The organism is Psychrobacter pygoscelis, assembly GCF_004335015.1.
In the GTDB taxonomy this organism is placed as follows: Bacteria; Pseudomonadota; Gammaproteobacteria; order Pseudomonadales; family Moraxellaceae; genus Psychrobacter; species Psychrobacter pygoscelis.
Genome location: NZ_RQRU01000003.1, coordinates 272,895 through 291,288 on the forward strand (window position 1 = coordinate 272,895; position 18,394 = coordinate 291,288).

At 44.4% G+C, this 18,394-nt stretch carries 13 protein-coding genes; 10 read left to right on the forward strand and 3 right to left on the reverse strand.

Features of this window, described 5'->3' with window-relative positions:
• Positions 1-165: 165 nt before the first annotated feature.
• From EGV92_RS09415 to EGV92_RS09425, 3 genes are all read right to left on the reverse strand, one after another.
• Complete coding sequence (locus EGV92_RS09415) at positions 166-726, reverse strand: flavodoxin family protein (RefSeq protein ID WP_131669001.1); 561 nt, start codon at positions 724-726, stop codon at positions 166-168.
• 86 nt (positions 727-812) lie between these two features.
• Complete coding sequence (locus tag EGV92_RS09420) at positions 813-1,775, reverse strand: purine nucleoside phosphorylase YfiH/LACC1 family protein (protein ID WP_131669002.1); 963 nt, start codon at positions 1,773-1,775, stop codon at positions 813-815.
• Between the two features lie 117 nt (positions 1,776-1,892).
• Positions 1,893-2,987: an RluA family pseudouridine synthase gene (locus EGV92_RS09425; RefSeq protein WP_131669087.1), complete on the reverse strand. Its 1,095-nt coding sequence runs from the start codon at positions 2,985-2,987 to the stop codon at positions 1,893-1,895.
• A gap of 477 nt (positions 2,988-3,464) precedes the next feature.
• Between EGV92_RS09425 and EGV92_RS09430 the strand changes: the two genes are divergently transcribed.
• The 10 genes from EGV92_RS09430 to yfaE all read left to right on the forward strand — a co-directional run bounded on the left by EGV92_RS09430 (position 3,465) and on the right by yfaE (position 18,383).
• A complete protein-coding gene (locus EGV92_RS09430; protein WP_131669003.1) occupies positions 3,465-4,682 on the forward strand; it encodes an outer membrane protein assembly factor BamD in 1,218 nt (405 codons plus the stop codon).
• A gap of 407 nt (positions 4,683-5,089) precedes the next feature.
• On the forward strand, positions 5,090-7,306 hold the full coding sequence (locus EGV92_RS09435; RefSeq protein ID WP_131669004.1) for a DNA primase: 2,217 nt from the start codon (positions 5,090-5,092) through the stop codon (positions 7,304-7,306).
• 922 nt (positions 7,307-8,228) lie between these two features.
• On the forward strand, positions 8,229-10,121 hold the full coding sequence (gene rpoD / locus EGV92_RS09440) for an RNA polymerase sigma factor RpoD (protein WP_131669005.1): 1,893 nt from the start codon (positions 8,229-8,231) through the stop codon (positions 10,119-10,121).
• A gap of 199 nt (positions 10,122-10,320) precedes the next feature.
• Positions 10,321-10,632 carry a YbeD family protein gene (locus EGV92_RS09445; RefSeq protein WP_131669088.1) on the forward strand — a complete coding sequence of 104 codons (312 nt, stop codon included), beginning with the start codon at positions 10,321-10,323 and terminating at the stop codon, positions 10,630-10,632.
• A 1,380-nt stretch (positions 10,633-12,012) separates the two neighbouring features.
• On the forward strand, positions 12,013-14,292 hold the full coding sequence (nrdA, locus tag EGV92_RS09450; RefSeq protein ID WP_131669006.1) for a class 1a ribonucleoside-diphosphate reductase subunit alpha: 2,280 nt from the start codon (positions 12,013-12,015) through the stop codon (positions 14,290-14,292).
• Between the two features lie 544 nt (positions 14,293-14,836).
• Positions 14,837-15,247, forward strand: coding sequence for a hypothetical protein (locus EGV92_RS09455; protein WP_131669007.1), 411 nt, complete (start codon positions 14,837-14,839; stop codon positions 15,245-15,247).
• Complete coding sequence (locus tag EGV92_RS09460; RefSeq protein ID WP_131669008.1) at positions 15,248-15,526, forward strand: right-handed parallel beta-helix repeat-containing protein; 279 nt, start codon at positions 15,248-15,250, stop codon at positions 15,524-15,526. It abuts the gene before it with no gap.
• Between the two features lie 228 nt (positions 15,527-15,754).
• Positions 15,755-16,618, forward strand: coding sequence for a hypothetical protein (locus tag EGV92_RS09465; RefSeq protein ID WP_131669009.1), 864 nt, complete (start codon positions 15,755-15,757; stop codon positions 16,616-16,618).
• Between the two features lie 190 nt (positions 16,619-16,808).
• The gene (nrdB, locus tag EGV92_RS09470; RefSeq protein WP_131669010.1) at positions 16,809-17,942 is read left to right on the forward strand and encodes a class Ia ribonucleoside-diphosphate reductase subunit beta; all 1,134 of its coding nucleotides are present in this window, start codon (positions 16,809-16,811) and stop codon (positions 17,940-17,942) included.
• Between the two features lie 174 nt (positions 17,943-18,116).
• On the forward strand, positions 18,117-18,383 hold the full coding sequence (yfaE, locus tag EGV92_RS09475) for a class I ribonucleotide reductase maintenance protein YfaE (RefSeq protein ID WP_131669011.1): 267 nt from the start codon (positions 18,117-18,119) through the stop codon (positions 18,381-18,383).
• Positions 18,384-18,394: the final 11 nt, after the last annotated feature.

Genomic DNA, 18,394 nt, shown 5'->3' on the forward strand with positions numbered 1-18,394 from the left:
AATACGCTCAGCACAATACTGTCTCAACTTTTCTAACTTGTTGCTAGCATACTTGCAAAGGCTGTCAAAGGCTTCAAGATTCATCTTAGCAATCTTGCATTCTTTTTAGACTGCACTCACTATATGACGACACCTTAGTACTTATCACCAAGACTACCCGTCGAGCTAATGCTTTAGCACCGTATCAGCCAAATACTCACCAAACCAAATAGCAGTCTCTATATCGCCTTGGCAAGGCGTCTCTTCCGGCGGTGCATCTAAGGATTGGGTCATCAGGCCTAAGAACCCAGAAAGCCGATTAAGGTCGGTATCTGAATGGCCTGTCGGCATAAGTGGCAATCCTGTCCAATACATACCATGCTGCATAGCAAATAGACAAATCTGCTGCAATACTGCAAGCTTATCACCACTTAGCCCACCTGAGTTGGCAAAGCCAGCCGCCCACTTTCCCTCCCACTTACGATGGTACCAACGCTGGGAAGTCTCATCCATAAAGGCTTTAAACTCAGCAGTAACACTGCCCATATAAACGGCGCTGCCTAACACAATCATATCGGCAGCATCTACAAAATCCCAGTCTACTTCATGAATATCGATGGCTCTGACATTCGTCTCGCCTAATACTTTTTGTGCCCCTTTAGCAATAGCTAAGGCCACATGTCTGGTGTGACCGTAGTTACTGTGGTAAATAATGGCGATAGTTGGGTCGCTTGGCTTATCAGTCATTCGGTTGTCGTCTCTTATTTGCATCATAAAACAATTAATTGGAACAGGGCCAATTAACTAAAAGATAAGATTAAAATACAGTTTGATTATAGTCGCAGGATGACTAAGGCCATCCTCCCTGTGGCTGGTCGGTGCTCGTGAGTCTGCCGACGATAAGAATAAAATAATGGCTCAGTATAACTACAGGGAATCTTATTATCGCTCGCCACTTGGATACCTTGCGCCGCTAGCTGCATACTGGCAAGCTTGGGTAGATTCACCCAATATTTATCTGCCTGATGACTATTATCAGCTACTTCTTGATCTGAGGTGCTATTTTGAGAGGGGCTTGGGCAACTGATTAGCGCCTTTAATACTTGAGGCGCTATATCCGCTAATAAGTGATGATGCTCGCAGCCAGCAATAAGCTTATCGACGACCTCAGAGCCGACTTCATAATTCTCCTGACTAATACAAGCGCCAATCCACGCCATAATTTCGGCAGATTTATCAAAGCTGTCAGCAGTCACTTTGATAATACCATTAGCCAGCCCTTGCCAGCCTGCATGGATCGCAGCAATTTGCTTTGATTTAGGCTGATACAAGACAATGGGTACGCAGTCTGCCGTCATAATGGACAAGCCACATTGCGCGGCGCTACTGACCATAGCATCAGCGCTTGAAGCTTGCATACTCAGACTTTGGGAATCAACATGTAGCACTGTATTGCCATGCACTTGATTTAGCCAGTGCAATCGAGTTATAGATGGCCGGTTATGTTGCTTGAGATAAGCATTAATAGCCGCCAGTAATTGGCCACGATGACCGTGCACTTGCGCGGCATCATCACCGACATGCAGTCCAAGGTTAAATGCCCCAAAGCTGGCTCGCAAGGCTTGTTGACTCATTAGCGGCGTCAAAGTATCTGCCGCTGTCAGGCTATCTTTTAAATCCGATTGTAACTCAATAGCAGCATGGGTCTGTAATATCAGTACATCGTCCCATTGCGCCTTTATATACGCAATATCTTGAAGCCGCGGCGACGTAGCAAGTGATTGCAACTCAATCATCCCAATTAACCCTTCTTTTATAACCACACCTTGTTAACAATATCTTTATCACTAACACCTTTTTAACGACACTTTTAATAAGCATTTTTTTAACAATTTGTGGACGTTATAGAACAGTCATTCCTTGTCTTGAAGTATCGTTATCAATGTTTCGATATCAGAGGGCAATGGTGCTGTTACCTCGATATTTTCCCCACTTACCGGATGCACGAAGCCAAGGGTATAAGCGTGCAAGGCTTGCCTAGGGAAGCCAATAATCGCCGCGCGCTGCGCCTCAGTCAGCCCTGCCCGTAATTGTCTGCGGCCACCATATACTTTATCCCCCACTAGCGGATGACCGACATGACTTAAATGTACGCGAATCTGATGTGTGCGCCCCGTCTCCAGCTTGACATCTACCAAGCAGTAACTGTCATTGAGCGCAGTAATTTTTATAAGGTGCGTCATCGCCTCTCGACCTTGATCAGTTACCGTCATCTTAGTACGCATACTGCGGTGACGACCTATCGGCTCATTAATATGCCGATGGCGCATAAGGCTTTCAGCTGAGCCTGCCACCACGCATTGATAATGTCGATAGACAGACTTGTCCTTAAGCTGGTTGGTCAGGTCTAGCTGTGCTATCTTGGTCTTCGCTATAAGCAGTAATCCCGAGGTATCTTTATCGATTCGGTGAACCAAGCCCGCTCGAGGTAAGTGTTGCTGCTCAGGATAGTGGTACAACAAAGCGTTGACCAAGGTTCCCGTCCAGTTACCAGCCCCTGGATGCACGACCATACCGACTGGTTTGTTAATGACGAGTACCGTCTCATCTTCAAAAATGATATCGAGAGGAATATTTTCTGGTAAGTCCTCGCCATGCTGTTCAAGCGTGGCTGATAGCGATAAGGTCTCTCCTGCTTTGACGCGGTACTTAGGCTTTTGGCTGATGCCATCAACGAGCAGCTTATCCTCGTTGATCCAGCCTTGTAACTGGGCGCGGGAAAACTCAGTAAACACTTTGGCTGCTAGTTTGTCTACTCGCAGCCCTGTCTGCTCTTCAGTCACGATATGCTGAGCACTAATAGATTGACCATTGCTAACGGCTAGAGGACTATTAGCTTGGGGATGCTTAGTGATTATGGCTGCGCTAGTGCTATCTAGCATATGCTCATCTAGAATATCGTCATCATCGTCTACGATATCCTCCTCTATGCTGTCCTCACCTTCCATATCGGTATCGTCAAAATTATCAATATCATCTGTATCGGCGCTATAGGTCACCGCCTCCTCGTTATCTTGAGTCTCAAGCCATTGGGAGTCAGTACTTAAATCATTAGGGCGCTTGCTCATAAATTATTGCTCAATGTATAAAACTTAAAAATCAGAAATTATTTATAAAAATAATGCTAGTGTATCATGAGCTTTTATAACGCCCTATGCTAAACTCACACTAGCCTGTCGATTTATTATCAATAATGTGACTTTTATGACATTGCCATCGCTGCTTTGTGAGTCTCATGCTACACTATGCCTCAGATTTAATTGGCCACCATGAGACAAGAGCGGCGATTAGCAAGATCAAGTATTGTTGCTGACGTGTCGTTCAACTCAGGCTATAATTATACTTATTATCTTTAATCTTATGACCTTATTAGGCTTTAGTTTGCCTTTTATTGTCATCTAGCTGTCTTGCGTTGGAGTAAATATATGCGTCCTGTTGGCAATAAATTAGTATCTCTATCAGCGGTGACTTTGATCACTATGAGCATGGGCTTAACCGGCTGCCAAACCTTTAAAAATTTGACCAACAAAGATAAAAATGCCGTCGAGACAGCAGAGCAATCTGAGCAAGGTTATTATCAAACTGCGATCAGCCAGCTTGATAAAGGCCGCTACTTGCAAGCCATTGACAGCTTGACCAACCTGCGCACATTCTATCCGACCGGTCGCTATGCTGAGCAAGCCTTACTCGATATGATGTATGCGCAGTTTGAAATAAATGAATACGAAGCTGCCGCCAATAGTGCCAATCAGTTCATTAGCCTTTATCCGTCTAATCCTCAAGTTAGCTATGCTTACTATGTACGTGGCGTAGCCAATATGCAAGGCTCATCTGAAGGCATAAAGCTATTCCCGGTCAATCAAGCAGAGCGTGATACGGCATATTACCGCCTAGCATTTGCTAATTTCCAAGAGCTTATTGGCAAATACCCCAATAGTCCTTATGCGCCAGATGCAGCGCAGCGTATGATCTTTATCTATAATCAATTTGCTGAAAGTGAGCTTAATGCTGCGAATTGGTATATCGAGCGTGAAGCTTATGTCGCCGCAGCCAACCGTGCTAAATGGGTATTTCAATATTATCCATTAAGCGAATCGGTGCCAGATGCTATCGCTATCTTAGCCTATAGTCATGAAAAGCTTGGCCTGACTGACCTTGCCAACGAATACAAAACACTGCTTCAGTTAAACTACCCTGAAAAGCTGACCGCCAAAGGGGCCGTAAAACTTAATGCCAAACGCGATCGCACGCTATTAAACAAACTCACCTTTGGTAAGCTTGGCCGTAGTCAAAATTCTGAGGGCAGCTATACCCCAAGCGACTATACCGGAGCGACCAAAACTCAAGAAATTCGTAATGCGGCGCAGCTTCAATTGCCCGCTGCTAATGCAGCCAACAGAGGTTCATTAACCGGTATTAATAGCAGCGCTAACACCACAGACCGCGGCATTAATGTCGGTCTGGGGCTGCCTGACAGTGCGACCGAGCAAGTCTCAGGTCAAGGCAGCTCTACTGCGGCTGCTCAAGAGGCTGCTGGTGGCTATCCTAATGAAGATGGTTTGGACAATCGCGGAATGCCAGCAGTAGGCAAATGGTCTAACCGAGACTCTACTGATAATCCTGCTGTCATTGAGGAAGACTAAGCTGTTGTTTAGCTAGGATAGCTAATATTTTGATAATCCTAACCTTAGTATCAGCTAATCTTTATTCGCTGTAACTAGAAATCGTCTTGTTTAATGTAAACGGTATAACGTCTTACTAGACTCGTTATGCCGTTATTCATTTCTTCTCTTCGATTTGATGCTTTTGAGAAGCTAACTTTGAAAGCAACCTATTGAACAAGCTGTTTTTTAGAACAATTATTTTTGAATTTATAATATTTGCTTCACTTTCGCCAATAGTTGGGTGTCATTGATGGATTATGGTCAGGCTATTTAGCTATATCTATATATAGTTAAGATACAGTAGTTAAGCGCTGCGGCTGTAGTTATTTATCGACACTTTTTACCACCCACTATCGTTTCCACTTTTCCCTTTTTATGGTTGATTTATGAGCATTCCCAGTCATATTCTCGACCAAATTAACGCCCAAGCTGACCTCGTCGCTATCATTGGTCGCCACACCACGCTCAAAAAAGCGGGGCGTGAGTATAAAGGCTGCTGCCCTTTTCATGGCGAAAAGTCCCCTTCGTTTTATGTCAATCCGCAAAAAAATATCTACCACTGCTTTGGCTGCGGTGTCGGTGGTAATGCCATTAGCTTCTTACGCGATTATGAAAACCTAACTTTTAAAGAGGCGGTGAACGAGCTGTCGAAGCAGACAGGTATTGAAGTTCCTAAAGAAGATCAACGCGCGGTCAAATATCAACGCTCCTCTGCCCCTGCGCAGCCAAGCCACAACCGTCAAGTATCGACCAATCGCTCAGCATCTCAAGGCAACACTGCTCGCGCGCAGCAAGCCCATAATGGCAATAGCCAACCTCACACCTCTCAAATCAACCAGCCTATTCAGAGTATCAGTGCGCCTTCATCACAGACAATTGATCCAGCTGCCAATGGCTATGATGACTATCCAGCTGATTACTACATTCCGGACGATAGCAATATATCCTATGATGACTGGCAGGGCTTTGCGGTACAAAGCTATAGTAACGACTTTCATCCTCAAGCTGCCAATGAGACTTCAGGGTCGCAGTCCAACCAAAGCTTTGCGCCCCGACCCCCTAACCAAGAAGGCGATCTGTATGAGCTGCTTACCCAGATTCAGCAGTTTTATCAGCGCTGTCTGCAGCAAAATGCTGCGGCCAAGCAGTATTTCTTAAGCCGTGGTCTGAGCGCTAAGACGCTACAAACCTTTAGCTTAGGCTATGCCCCAGCTGGCTGGCAACATTTAGAGGAGCAGTTCCCACAGGATATAGAAGGTCTCAAGGCTTTGGGGCTGGTTCGCCGCTCTGAGTCTGGCCGCGACTATGACCTACTACGCGACCGAGTGATTTTTCCCATTCGGGATAATCAAGGCCGCGTCATTGGCTTTGCTGGGCGCGCGCTAGATGACACGGTCAAACCCAAATATATCAACTCCTCAGACTCGCCAGTCTTTCATAAGCAGCACGTGTTATATGGGTACTATGAAGCTCGCCAGCAGCGTGCTAATGATTGGCTCGTGGTTGAGGGCTATATGGATGTTATCGCCTTGTATCAAGCTGGCATCTATGGAGCAGTGGCATCAATGGGAACGGCGATTAATGAGGCGCAAATCTCACGGCTGCTAACCATGAACCCAACACTGACATTATGCTTTGATGGCGATAGCGCGGGGCAAAAGGCGGCTTGGCGTACTCTAGAGCTGAGTATGCCCATTCTCAGTGATGATAAGGAGCTTAGATTTCTAAGCTTACCAGACGGCCATGATCCCGACACTTATGTTAAGGCGCATAGCGTCGAGGCAATGCGTGAGCAGATTGCTAATGCCACGCCTTTGTCTCAGTATGTGTTCGCTTATCTAAGTGAGCGTTATGACTTAAGCTTGGCAGAGGGTAAGGCGAAGCTCATGTCACAAGTTCGCGCCCTAACCAATAAGCTGCCCAAAGGCAGTAGCTTTCGCTCACTTCTCAATAACGATATTTACCAAAAACTCGGTGGTCGCCGCGCGCAGACCAAAGCTGCCCATGATGCGCTACTTAACTTTGATAGTACCTTAACGGTCAATATCAATCTTTACCTGTGCCTACTGTACCAACCGACTATTTTGGATAATAAGCCCCTTGGTAGACTGTGGCAAAAATCGGGAGTCAGTGAGCTTAAGATTCCCGAGAAGCTCATTGATCGTATCGAGCAAAACGGACTGCAAATTCCCGCGCTACCCACTTGGAACGACATCAATGATGAACATTTAGCGACGCTAGTCACTACCATTGAAAAGCTATTGCCGTATCTGCCAACCGATACCAATGCTGCCAGTCACTTTATCATGGCCAACCTGCCGACTGAGCTACAGACTCTCTTAGCCTCCCAGTGGCAACAGTTTTATCGCAATATGGTGGCGCGCGGGGTACTTGATATTGAGTTTTTATTTGAAGAGCTGATCACCCAGCTGCTCTACCTCACGCTAAAACAGCAGCATCGTCTATCGAAGAACTACCTTATTAAAGAGATTATTAAACGGCGCTGGTCGACTCTCACGGACTGGCAAAAACGTCAAGAAGCAGAGCAAGCAGCGCTTATTAATGCCACACCGCAGGCCAGTAGCAATACTGCTGCTCACTAAGGCTATATTGCAATCTCTTCACGACCAGTATATTGCAGCTAGGGATACTTTTGTCACTCCTAACTTCCTTTTTTAGTCACCTTCACTGCCTAAATTGTCCCTTGAACTGGCTTAGGTGACTATAATAAATTTTTGCAGCTTTTGTTGATGCGCCCGCAGTAATTCAAAAAATTTATACCAGCTTCGCATCGTGATTCAACGACTCTATTTGATTTAGAATTGACTATCTCACTTTATCAACCATAGTGTTATCAGGGCTTTAATCATGGTCACTAATCACCCTCATGCAAAAAATCAATACTAATTGCCTTTAAAAATAGTCAAGCTGCCCCCATACAGTCAGTAACAATAATTTAGCGTATTCATTAAGAGTATTTGGTGATTACTGATCTATTATCGATAGTCTTAATCGCTTAAGTTAGCCGTATATCAGTATCGAAGTCATGATTCAAAAGTTAAAGTTATCGGCATCGACCATTAGTATATTTAATTAGGGCTGAATCTTATCAATTGTGATAAACTAATCAGTTCTATAAATTTTGTCATTTTTAAGATTTTGTTTTATTTTTTGATCGATTTTGGCCGATATTCCTTTGAATATATTGATAAGTTTATCATCTGGTCTGGTTGTAGATTTCGCTGACACCACACTATGCGATTAATAACAGTCAATAGATCACAGTTGTTAAAGTGGTGATGGATAGAGTACTAATAATAAAAGTACTAACTAAGGTACGACTTATGAAGTACTGGCAACCTTCTCACTTTGATTCTTATTACCAAATTTATTAACCCATAATCTCACATTATGACCCGACGCCAATTGTAGTATTTATCATGATAGCACTCTGTGCTTATTGATAGTTTTTAGGACAATTTGCGCGTTTGGCATTAATGTCCGACTTAACCAAAGCGAGTATTTATGAGCGATAAGTCAGTGTCTCAGTCTACCTCTCAATTAGCAACCCTCATCCAGATGGGTAAGGAGCAAGGCTACCTTACCTATGCTGAGGTCAATGATCAGCTACCAGACTCCATTACCGAAAGTGATCAAATCGAAGATATCGTGCAGATGCTTACTGATGTGGGTATTAAGATATTTGAGTCGGCGCCAGATGCTGATGATATCTTGATGAGCGATGACTCAAGCGATGATGATATGGCCGCCGATGAGGCCGCTCAAGTATTAGCTGCAGTAGAGACTGAGCCTGGCCGCACCACTGATCCAGTGCGCATGTATATGCGTGAGATGGGTACGGTTGACCTACTGACGCGTGAGGGCGAGATTGCTATTGCCAAACGTATCGAAGAAGGTATCCGTGATGTTCAGCATGCCATGGCTTATTGGCCAGGAACGGTTCAGTTCGTCTTGGATGAATACCAAAAAGTCCTCGAGGGCGACAAAAAGCTCTCAGACGTAATTACCGGCTTTTTAGACCCTGAAGACACTAGCGAGCCTAGTGCTGATGATGATAAAGAAGCAGATCTTCCCGTTATCAAAGCCAAGACAACCAGTAAAGACGATGATGACGACGATGAGGATGATGACGATGACTCAGACGACGACGATGCAGATGACGATGACGCAGAAGAAACCACTGGTATCGATCCAGAAGAAGTTCGCGCTCGTTTAGAAGAGATTGAGGCGTTATTTGTCACTGCAAAACAAGCGCTGAATGACTTTGGCCGTGGTAGTCCACAAGCTGAAGAAGCATACGCGCAATTGGCTGAGCGCTTTATGATGCTTAAGCTCAATAACCGTCTATCTGATCAAGTCATGGCTATTATGCATGACGTCTATGATGATGTGCGTAAACAAGAACGTCAGATTATGCGCCTTGTCATCCGCCGTGGTCGTATGCCGCGCGCTGAATTCCGTAAGACCTTCCCTAGTAATGAGACCAACGTCGATTGGCTAACCGAACGTCTTAAAGGTAAGCCAAAATTCGCTGAGCATCTTGAGAAAGTCGTCGATGACGTCATTCTACTACAGCGTAAAATCCGTGATCACGAGCAGCAGCTCGACATGGAAATCCGCGACATGAAAGATGTCGCCCGCCGAATGGCCATTGGTGAAGCCAAAGCCCGCCGCGCCAAAAAAGAGATGGTCGAGGCCAACCTACGACTGGTTATCTCTATTGCCAAAAAATACACCAACCGTGGCCTTCAGTTCCTAGATTTAATTCAAGAAGGGAACATTGGTCTAATGAAAGCGGTTGATAAATTTGAATATCGCCGTGGTTATAAATTCTCGACCTATGCCACTTGGTGGATTCGTCAGGCCATCACCCGCTCTATTGCCGATCAGGCGCGTACCATTCGTATCCCTGTACACATGATTGAGACTATCAATAAGATCAACCGTGTGTCTCGCCAGCTTCTACAAGAGATGGGCCGGGAGCCAACACCAGAGGAATTAGGCGAACGCTTAGAGATGGACGAAGTTAAGGTCCGTAAAGTACTGAAGATTGCTAAAGAGCCTATCTCTATGGAGACGCCGATCGGTGATGATGAAGACTCGCATCTTGGCGACTTTATCGAAGATCAGACCATCTCAAGCCCAGTCGAAGATGCGACGGCCGCAGGTCTGCGCGAAGCCACCCGCGATGTGTTAGGCAATCTAACCGAGCGTGAAGCTCGCGTACTGAAGATGCGCTTCGGTATCGATATGCCGACTGACCATACCCTTGAGGAAGTCGGTAAGCAGTTTGATGTGACCCGTGAGCGTATTCGCCAGATCGAGGCTAAAGCTCTACGTAAATTGCGTCACCCTTCTCGCTCTGAGCACCTACGCTCATTCCTTGAAAATGACTAATTAAGACCTTACATTAAGGTTAGGTCTATCAACAAGAAGCTGAGCTAAGTCTCAGCTTTTTTGTGGTTATACTGATAGAGAAGTGATTATTCACATCAGCAGATACCAGCCACTTAATTTAACTGTCTAGGGAATTATTATGAGTAATGATAACAATGATGCTAACGGCTCTAACAATACCAACATCAATATCACTGAGATGATGGCAAACGTTGGCAAGATAAAAGGCAAAAAGACCGATATTCAAAATCCTGAGCTTTGGGATTTTCCTATGGACTACCCGATGAGTATCATTGGTCATGAAGGTGAGCATGAGTCACTACTCAACGAGATAAAGCTCATTTTAGGTAGCCAATTCCCAGAGTTTGATTTAGCATCTATCCAAGTCGTGCCCTCTAGGACTGGCCGCTTTCACTCAGCGCGTGTCAACTTACGCCTCACCTCCGCTGAGCAAGTAAATGCTTTATATGCAGCCCTTGCCGAGGCAAAAACAGTACGCATGGTGCTTTAAAGTACTACGTTAATGCGGCAAAACAAGCGAGTAAGGCAAGCAAGACGAGTGCTATAAGATAGCGCTAAAGACAACGCTAATTGTTATTAGGCTTAAACGACTGTAGCAAGCCATGACTACTGATCATCCTTTTGTCGCAATATAATTATCTCATACCATAGTGAAATGAGGATTAATATCAACAATAAAGTCATAATTGCTAATAAGACATGCAGTATTGGCTTCAAGTTGATATCTAGGAGATGCTCTATGACAGCTGTTATTCTAATATTACTAAGTGGCAGGGCTATATATCCGAATTCTTTCGAATGGCGCAAGTAATCGCGTAGTGAATGAATAAATCTATTAAGATGGTGAGTCATAAAGCAAATCTACATTATGCTGATTGGCGTACTATATTTACCCAAGGTGGTATCGAGGGTGCTGGTCACTTTTGCGAGAAGGGCTGTTAAAGGTTAAAGAGCTGAGGGTATTCGATAGTTGGGCCTGACTGTGGACTTAATACTTTGCTCTAAAGTGGGCTTAAAGCAGACTTTAAAAATTTTATAGTACGCAATGTGTCGACTATTACCCAACTATCGGCAAAAACTAAAAAATCAGTTAATTCAGTAGTCATATGATCTACTGAGTCATAAAATATTTTAATTAGACCTATAGTACGCTGCTGTGACAGTATTACCTAAAAGATAACTGTTACTCTCGTCTTAAAAGTGTGACGAGCGTAACCTTGCGTAGTTGTTGTGTTTTTGCGAGGTATCAAGGTTCTTTTGGCTGACTTTTAACCGCTGTAAAAGGTGACTGATATCTCATGGTCACATTTCTAGAAATTTGTCAAAGTACGCATAAGTTTTTTATTCAATAAAATATTTTTTTTACTATTGACTTTTACCTAGCCCCCATCGCTTCTGACTTGTATTTGAAGCCTTCTTTTTTCTGAGCTGATAACCACAAAATTATTCTAAAATCAATCTAGCAATTCAAATTTATTCCGGCTATATTGTGTCTAACAAAGCAACTATACCCCATATCTTGTGTCCATTACGTAAATCACAACTAATGGCAGGGGTGGTCTATTGCTTAATTTTTGCTTCAAATCTGCTTCAAAATAGTGCAGAACGCTGCACACTTTGACAGCCCGTTAGCGAACTTGAGTCGCAGATAGCAGACGAGCTAATAAAGACTTTTATGGATGCCGTTGTCACGCAATAGTCGCTATGACTAAGGGCAATTCAATCGATTAGATTTCACCCTTGTCGTGCGCCGACCATCGTCAAAAAAAGCCTATTATTTATGACAATTTAGTGAGACCACTATCATCAAGTTGTTTATAGCGAGTCATCACCTTTGTTACTCAAATCTGAATATTCACTGAGGACTACCATGACCCATATTGATCAAATCCAAGTTACCAAACGTGACGGCCGCCTAGAGCCAATTGATTTAGACAAAATCCATAAGGTTATAGAATGGGCAGCAGATGGGCTTGACAATGTTTCGGTATCGCAAGTAGAGCTTAAGTCGCATATTCAATTTTATGATGGTATTCGTACGCGTGATATTCATGAGACCATCATTAAAGCCGCCGCTGACCTTATTTCAGAAGATACGCCAGATTATCAGTACTTAGCGGCGCGCTTGGCCATCTTTCATCTACGGAAGATTGCTTATAACCAATTCACCCCACCGCATCTGTACGATCAGGTCAGCAAGCTAACCGCTGAGGGTAGGTATGATGAGCACATCTTAGCGGACTATAGCTTGGATGAATTCAATGAGCTAAACGACTACATCGACCACTGGCGCGATATGAACCTTGCCTATGCTGCCGTTGAACAGATGGCCGGTAAATACTTGGTGCAAGACCGCGTCACCAAGACCGTGTACGAGAGCCCGCAGTTCCTCTACATGCTCGTCGGTATGTGCTTGTTTGCCAGCTATGATAAGTCTGAGCGTATGACATATGTCAAGCGCTTCTATGACGCCACCTCACAGTTTAAGATCTCTTTGCCTACGCCTATCATGTCTGGCGTACGTACGCCATCGCGGCAGTTTAGCTCATGCGTACTCATCGAATGTGGTGATAGCCTCGACTCTATCAACGCCACTACTAGCGCCATCGTGCGTTACGTGTCACAGCGTGCCGGTATCGGCGTCAATGCTGGTCGCATCCGCGCTCTTGGTAGCCCTATCCGTGGCGGTGAAGCCCAGCACACTGGCTGTATTCCCTTTTACAAGCTATTCCAGACGGCGGTCAAGTGCTGCTCGCAAGGCGGCGTCCGTGGCGGTGCAGCCACCCTCTTCTACCCACTTTGGCACTTAGAAGTCGAGTCGTTGCTAGTTCTGAAAAACAACCGCGGCGTCGAAGACAACCGTGTGCGCCAGATGGACTACGGCGTTCAGCTGAACAAGCTACTCTACACTCGCCTGATCAAAGGCCAAGATATCTGCCTATTCTCGCCCTCTGATGTGCCAGGTCTTTATGACGCCTTCTTTGAAGACCAAGACGAGTTTGAGCGTCTGTATCATCAATACGAGCAAGACGAGAATATCCGTAAGCGTCACATTCCAGCCACTGAGCTATTCAGCATGATGATGCAAGAGCGTGCCAGTACCGGTCGAATCTATATTCAGAACGTCGATCACTGCAACACGCACAGTCCATTCGACCCTAAAGTCGCGCCGATTCGCCAGTCCAACTTGTGTATGGAGATTGCGCTGCCGACCAGTCCTCTTGACAATATCAATGATGAAAGCGGCGAGATTGCCCTGTGTACGCTGTCAGCGGTGAACCTAGGCAAAGTCAACGACGTCAGTGATATCGAAGAGCCTGCCGAGCTTATCGTGCGTGCGCTAGATGCACTACTCGACTATCAAGACTATCCGGTCAAAGCCGCTGAAAATGGCAGTAGAAAGCGCCGTACTCTAGGCGTCGGCGTCATCAACTACGCGTACTATCTAGCTAAGAACGGCACGAAGTATTCTGAAGAAGCCGCGCTTGGTCTGACGCACAAAACCTTTGAAGCCTTGCAGTTCTACCTCTTAAAGGCGTCGAACAAGCTTGCCAAAGAAAAAGGTGCGTGCCCAGCCTTTGCCGATACCACCTACTCGCAAGGTATCTTGCCGATTGATACTTATAAAGCCGACCTCGATAAAGTCTGCCAAGAGCCATTGCATCTCGATTGGGAAGCCTTACGCGAAGACATCAAGACCCACGGCCTGCGTAACTCGACCCTTTCTGCATTGATGCCGTCTGAGACCTCTAGTCAGATTGCCAACGCCACCAATGGCATTGAGCCACCACGCGGTCTGGTCTCTATCAAGGCCTCTAAAGACGGTATCCTCAAGCAAGTCGTTCCCGATATCGGCAATCTAAAAGGTCAATACGAGCTACTGTGGCAAATGCCCAATAACGACGGCTACTTAAAGCTTGTCGCTATCATGCAGAAGTTCATCGACCAGAGCATCTCGGCCAATACCAACTATGACCCTAGCCGCTTTGAAGGGTCACGCGTGCCTATGAAGGTGCTGCTCAAAGACTTATTGACCGCCTACAAGCTCGGCGTCAAGACCTTGTACTATCACAACACCCGTGATGGTGCCAATGACGCGCAAGCAGATATGGAAGATGATGGCTGTGCTGGCGGCGCTTGTAAGCTATAGATACTTTGAAGTTTCCCTTTTTTAAACGGGTGAGAAGCACTGCTTCGCAAGAGAGGGGTTTTCTAGGTTTTGAAGTCTCCCTTTTCTAAATGGAGATTTAGAGGGATTTTATTAGCCTTAATATCGGAGCATTTTAGACATTGAGAATTATGCGAGGCACGGGTAGTTTATTTTTTATGACTATGGCCGCGCCTCGTCCCTCGGCGAAGGGCAGAAGCTTTCGAGTTATTAGCATCTGTAATAAGGCTCGCGTAGGCTTGGCATCTTGCCCAGCATTATGAATCTTATCAATGCACTGGGCTAAAGCCACAGCCTACGGTTATAATTTTCGAGGTTTGTAGGGTGGGCTGACAAATTCGTAACCCACCATCCCTACAATTTTGGTAAGAACCGTAGCGTGGGTACAACCCACGGTTTGGATATCGGATAGAGCGTTAAGTTTAATTAAGCCTAGGATTTGATCATTTATCATTGTATTTCAATGATAAGATTTGTCTTTCGACTCTGTGAGTTATGCTATTTTCAGAATAATTAAGGAAGTTGTATGTCTATAGGTGTGGAAATAAATGGCGGCGGCAATAATATAATAAATGGAGTTTCCGTACAGTCAAATAACGGTAATAGTAAAGCTGTAGTTATAAATAACTCTTCTAATAATCATATTCAAAATATCCAGCTTATAGACGAAGTTACTTTAGAACACTTGCATAAGCTGAAGAATGAAATTTTATCCATCCAAGACGCTTCTACAAACCCTATCACAGGTCATAGTTTTCAAGAGGAAGTGCTTAATAAACTTAATAGTTTGATTGTTAATCACCATCAATCTAGCAGCATTAAAGATACTCTACTTGAATTAAGTTCATTGTTAAGTAATTGGATCACTATTAAAAATGAGTTAGCTCCTCAGCTCATACCATATCTTATCCTTTTCCAAACAATTATTGGTGGGTAAATGGCTGCTATACATATAGAAGGATGTACTAATAGCTCTATAACGCACTGTTATTTTGATGGTTTTGAAATTGGTGTAAGTGCAACAGACTCCTCTAATATAAAAATAAGCAACTTGAATATAAATAATTGCAAGAAGGGAATTGTTTTAAATAACTGCTTAAACTCAGAAGTTAGTGAACTTAGATTACATCAAATAATCTTAGAACAAGAACCCAAGTTTATGATTAAAGAATTACCACTATCAATCGGTTATTGGATGAATTTGTCACAATGGTAGATATGGGGTGCGTATTTTGCCAAAGATGACATCACAAATAAGCTAGGCTAAAGCCACAGCGTACATCCATAATTTACAAGATTTGTAGGGTGGGCTAATAACCCACCAACGATACTAGGCACGACACAGCTTGAAAAAGCCGACCCACCAATGGGCGTGGTTATGAGATGACTTATCTAGATTAACCTTTAAAATTTACGACCATAATTATGAAATAGGTCTAGAGCGATGAATAAATTAACTCTACCTTTATCAATATTAGCATTATGTTTTGCTACCAGTAGCTATGCAAATACTCAAAGCCGTCAATCGTTAAGGGTTGAGACTGAGCGTCATCTCATACCCTGTGATTATCACTACCAGCAAGCGTTACAGTATCAACTGATGAAACGTGATAGACCGATAACGATTAATAAAGAAAAATCACAGTATATTAATGAGCTACGCAAGTTCGCTGAAGAACACTATATGCCAGCTGATATTACAGATTTGCCAAAGTATGATGACCTTGACAGTATAAGAAACCAGTATAATATCGGAAGCGAGCAACACAATAAGACTGTAAATATTAACGATCACGTCATCACGCAAGAGGAAGCCGTGACGTCATTGTTTAAGCTTTATGCTTATTATTTTACAGGCGAATATGTGCCCAAAGATGACTATCTTGCAATTACCTATCTTGCAAAGTTAGTTGACTTTTACGAACGGGACAACCCCAGTCGCATTCCCGAGTTATTGGCTGTTTCTTTGCTAGCCTTTGTTTCTAATGATATCAATGAAGATAATCCTGTTTATGGCTCAAATAGCGAGGAATTCAGTCAAGTCATTGACGCCTTATTGCTACGAGCAGGGTCTACTAGTATCAAAGCATCTCTAATTCGGGATGATTTTTACCACTCTTTTAATTCAGATGAGTCATGTCGTGCTGAGCAACTAAATAAGCTTGAAGTATTGGCTAATGAGGGGAGTGTTTATGCTACCTTTATTTTAGCAGAGCTATATTCAGAGCTAAATGATGACTCTGGGAAATATAAGGAAAAACTGAACTACTGGCAACAAAGGGCAGATGCTTATGATATTGAGCCTTAAAACCCTACCGCATTGATTGGGGCAGTCAATATTGTCAAGACACGCCAGAGCAAACTTTGCACTTTGGCGAATAGCTTTAAGGCTTTAAGATAGCCCCCTAATTTAAATATATTGTGAGTCGTGCTAACGCTGCACCCACACTACTTATTAATCATAACCAGACCCAACCAAACGCATCAAGGTAATACCCATGACCTACTCCATCTTTTGCCAAACCAAAAACAACGCCCTAACCGAGCCGATGTTCTTTGGTCAGCCCGTCAATGTCGCCCGCTACGATCAACAGAAGCATCCGATCTTTGAGCAGCTGATCGAAAAGCAACTGTCGTTCTTTTGGCGACCAGAAGAAGTAGACGTGTCCAAAGACCGCCTTGATTTTGGCAATCTATCGACGCATGAGCAGCACATATTCTTGAGCAATCTCAAGTACCAGACTCTGCTCGACTCAATCCAGGGTCGCAGCCCCAATGTAGTACTGTTACCGCTGGTGTCTATCCCTGAGCTTGAGACTTGGATTGAGACGTGGTCATTTAGCGAGACCATTCACTCGCGCAGCTATACCCATATTATCCGTAATATCGTCACTGACCCAAGCTTGGTGTTCGATGATATTATGGACAACAAAAACATCCTAGACCGCGCCTCAGACATCGCCAAATACTACGACGACCTGTATCAGCATTCACAGGTCTATAGCTTATTTGGCGAAGGCACACACACCATTAATGGTAATGAGGTCACGGTAGATTTACCGATACTTAAGAAAAAGCTGTATTTATGCCTAATGGCGGTCAATGTCCTAGAAGCCATTCGCTTTTATGTGTCGTTTGCCTGCTCATTCGCCTTTGCTGAGCGTAAATTGATGGAAGGCAATGCTAAAATCATTAAGCTTATCGCTCGTGATGAAGCGCTGCATCTGACCAGTACCCAGCATATGATTAACATTTTGCGTTCAGGCAGAGATGATCCTGAAATGGAGCAAATCGCCAAAGACTGCCATGAGCAGAGTATCGAGATCTTCCGCGCAGCCGCTGAGCAAGAAAAAGCTTGGGCGGGCTATCTGTTCAAAGATGGCTCAATGATTGGCCTAAATAAAGACATCTTGTGCCAGTATGTCGAGTACATTACTAACCTGCGCATGGAAGCGGTCGGCCTGCCAGCCATCTTCCCGAATGCCAAGTCCAACCCCATTCCGTGGATTAATACTTGGCTGTCATCAGACAATGTTCAGGTCGCGCCGCAAGAGACTGAAATCAGCTCGTATCTGGTCGGTCAGATCGATTCAGACTTATCAAACAGCGACTTCGATGACTTTGAGCTGTAATTTATAGCTCACAATTTTGAGTTAAGTGCTAAAAATTAAGCATTAGAAATAGTGGATTGGGGCAGACGCTAAGTAGCATCATAAGCAGCTATCATTAGCTTGTCTCAATTTGCTAGTAAGGTTTAAAGAATAAGCCGTTCACGATATTGTCCACAGCAACATCAAAGGTGAATTATGACTTGGGTCAAGACCAGTCGGACACAGTTTTATTTGCATGAAGATGAGACCTTGCTTGAGGGCCTTCTGCGTACAGGGCACAATGTAGAGTTTCAGTGCAAAGAAGGCTACTGCGGCAGCTGCCGAGTCAAGCTGATCTCAGGCTCACACCCAGTCGATTACCCCACAGCACCGCTTGCTATGATTGACGAAGATGAGATATTGCCCTGCTGCTGCCGAGTTCAAGGGGTCATCCATATCAGTCATGAGCGTATTCCAGACTGATATGGATTAAG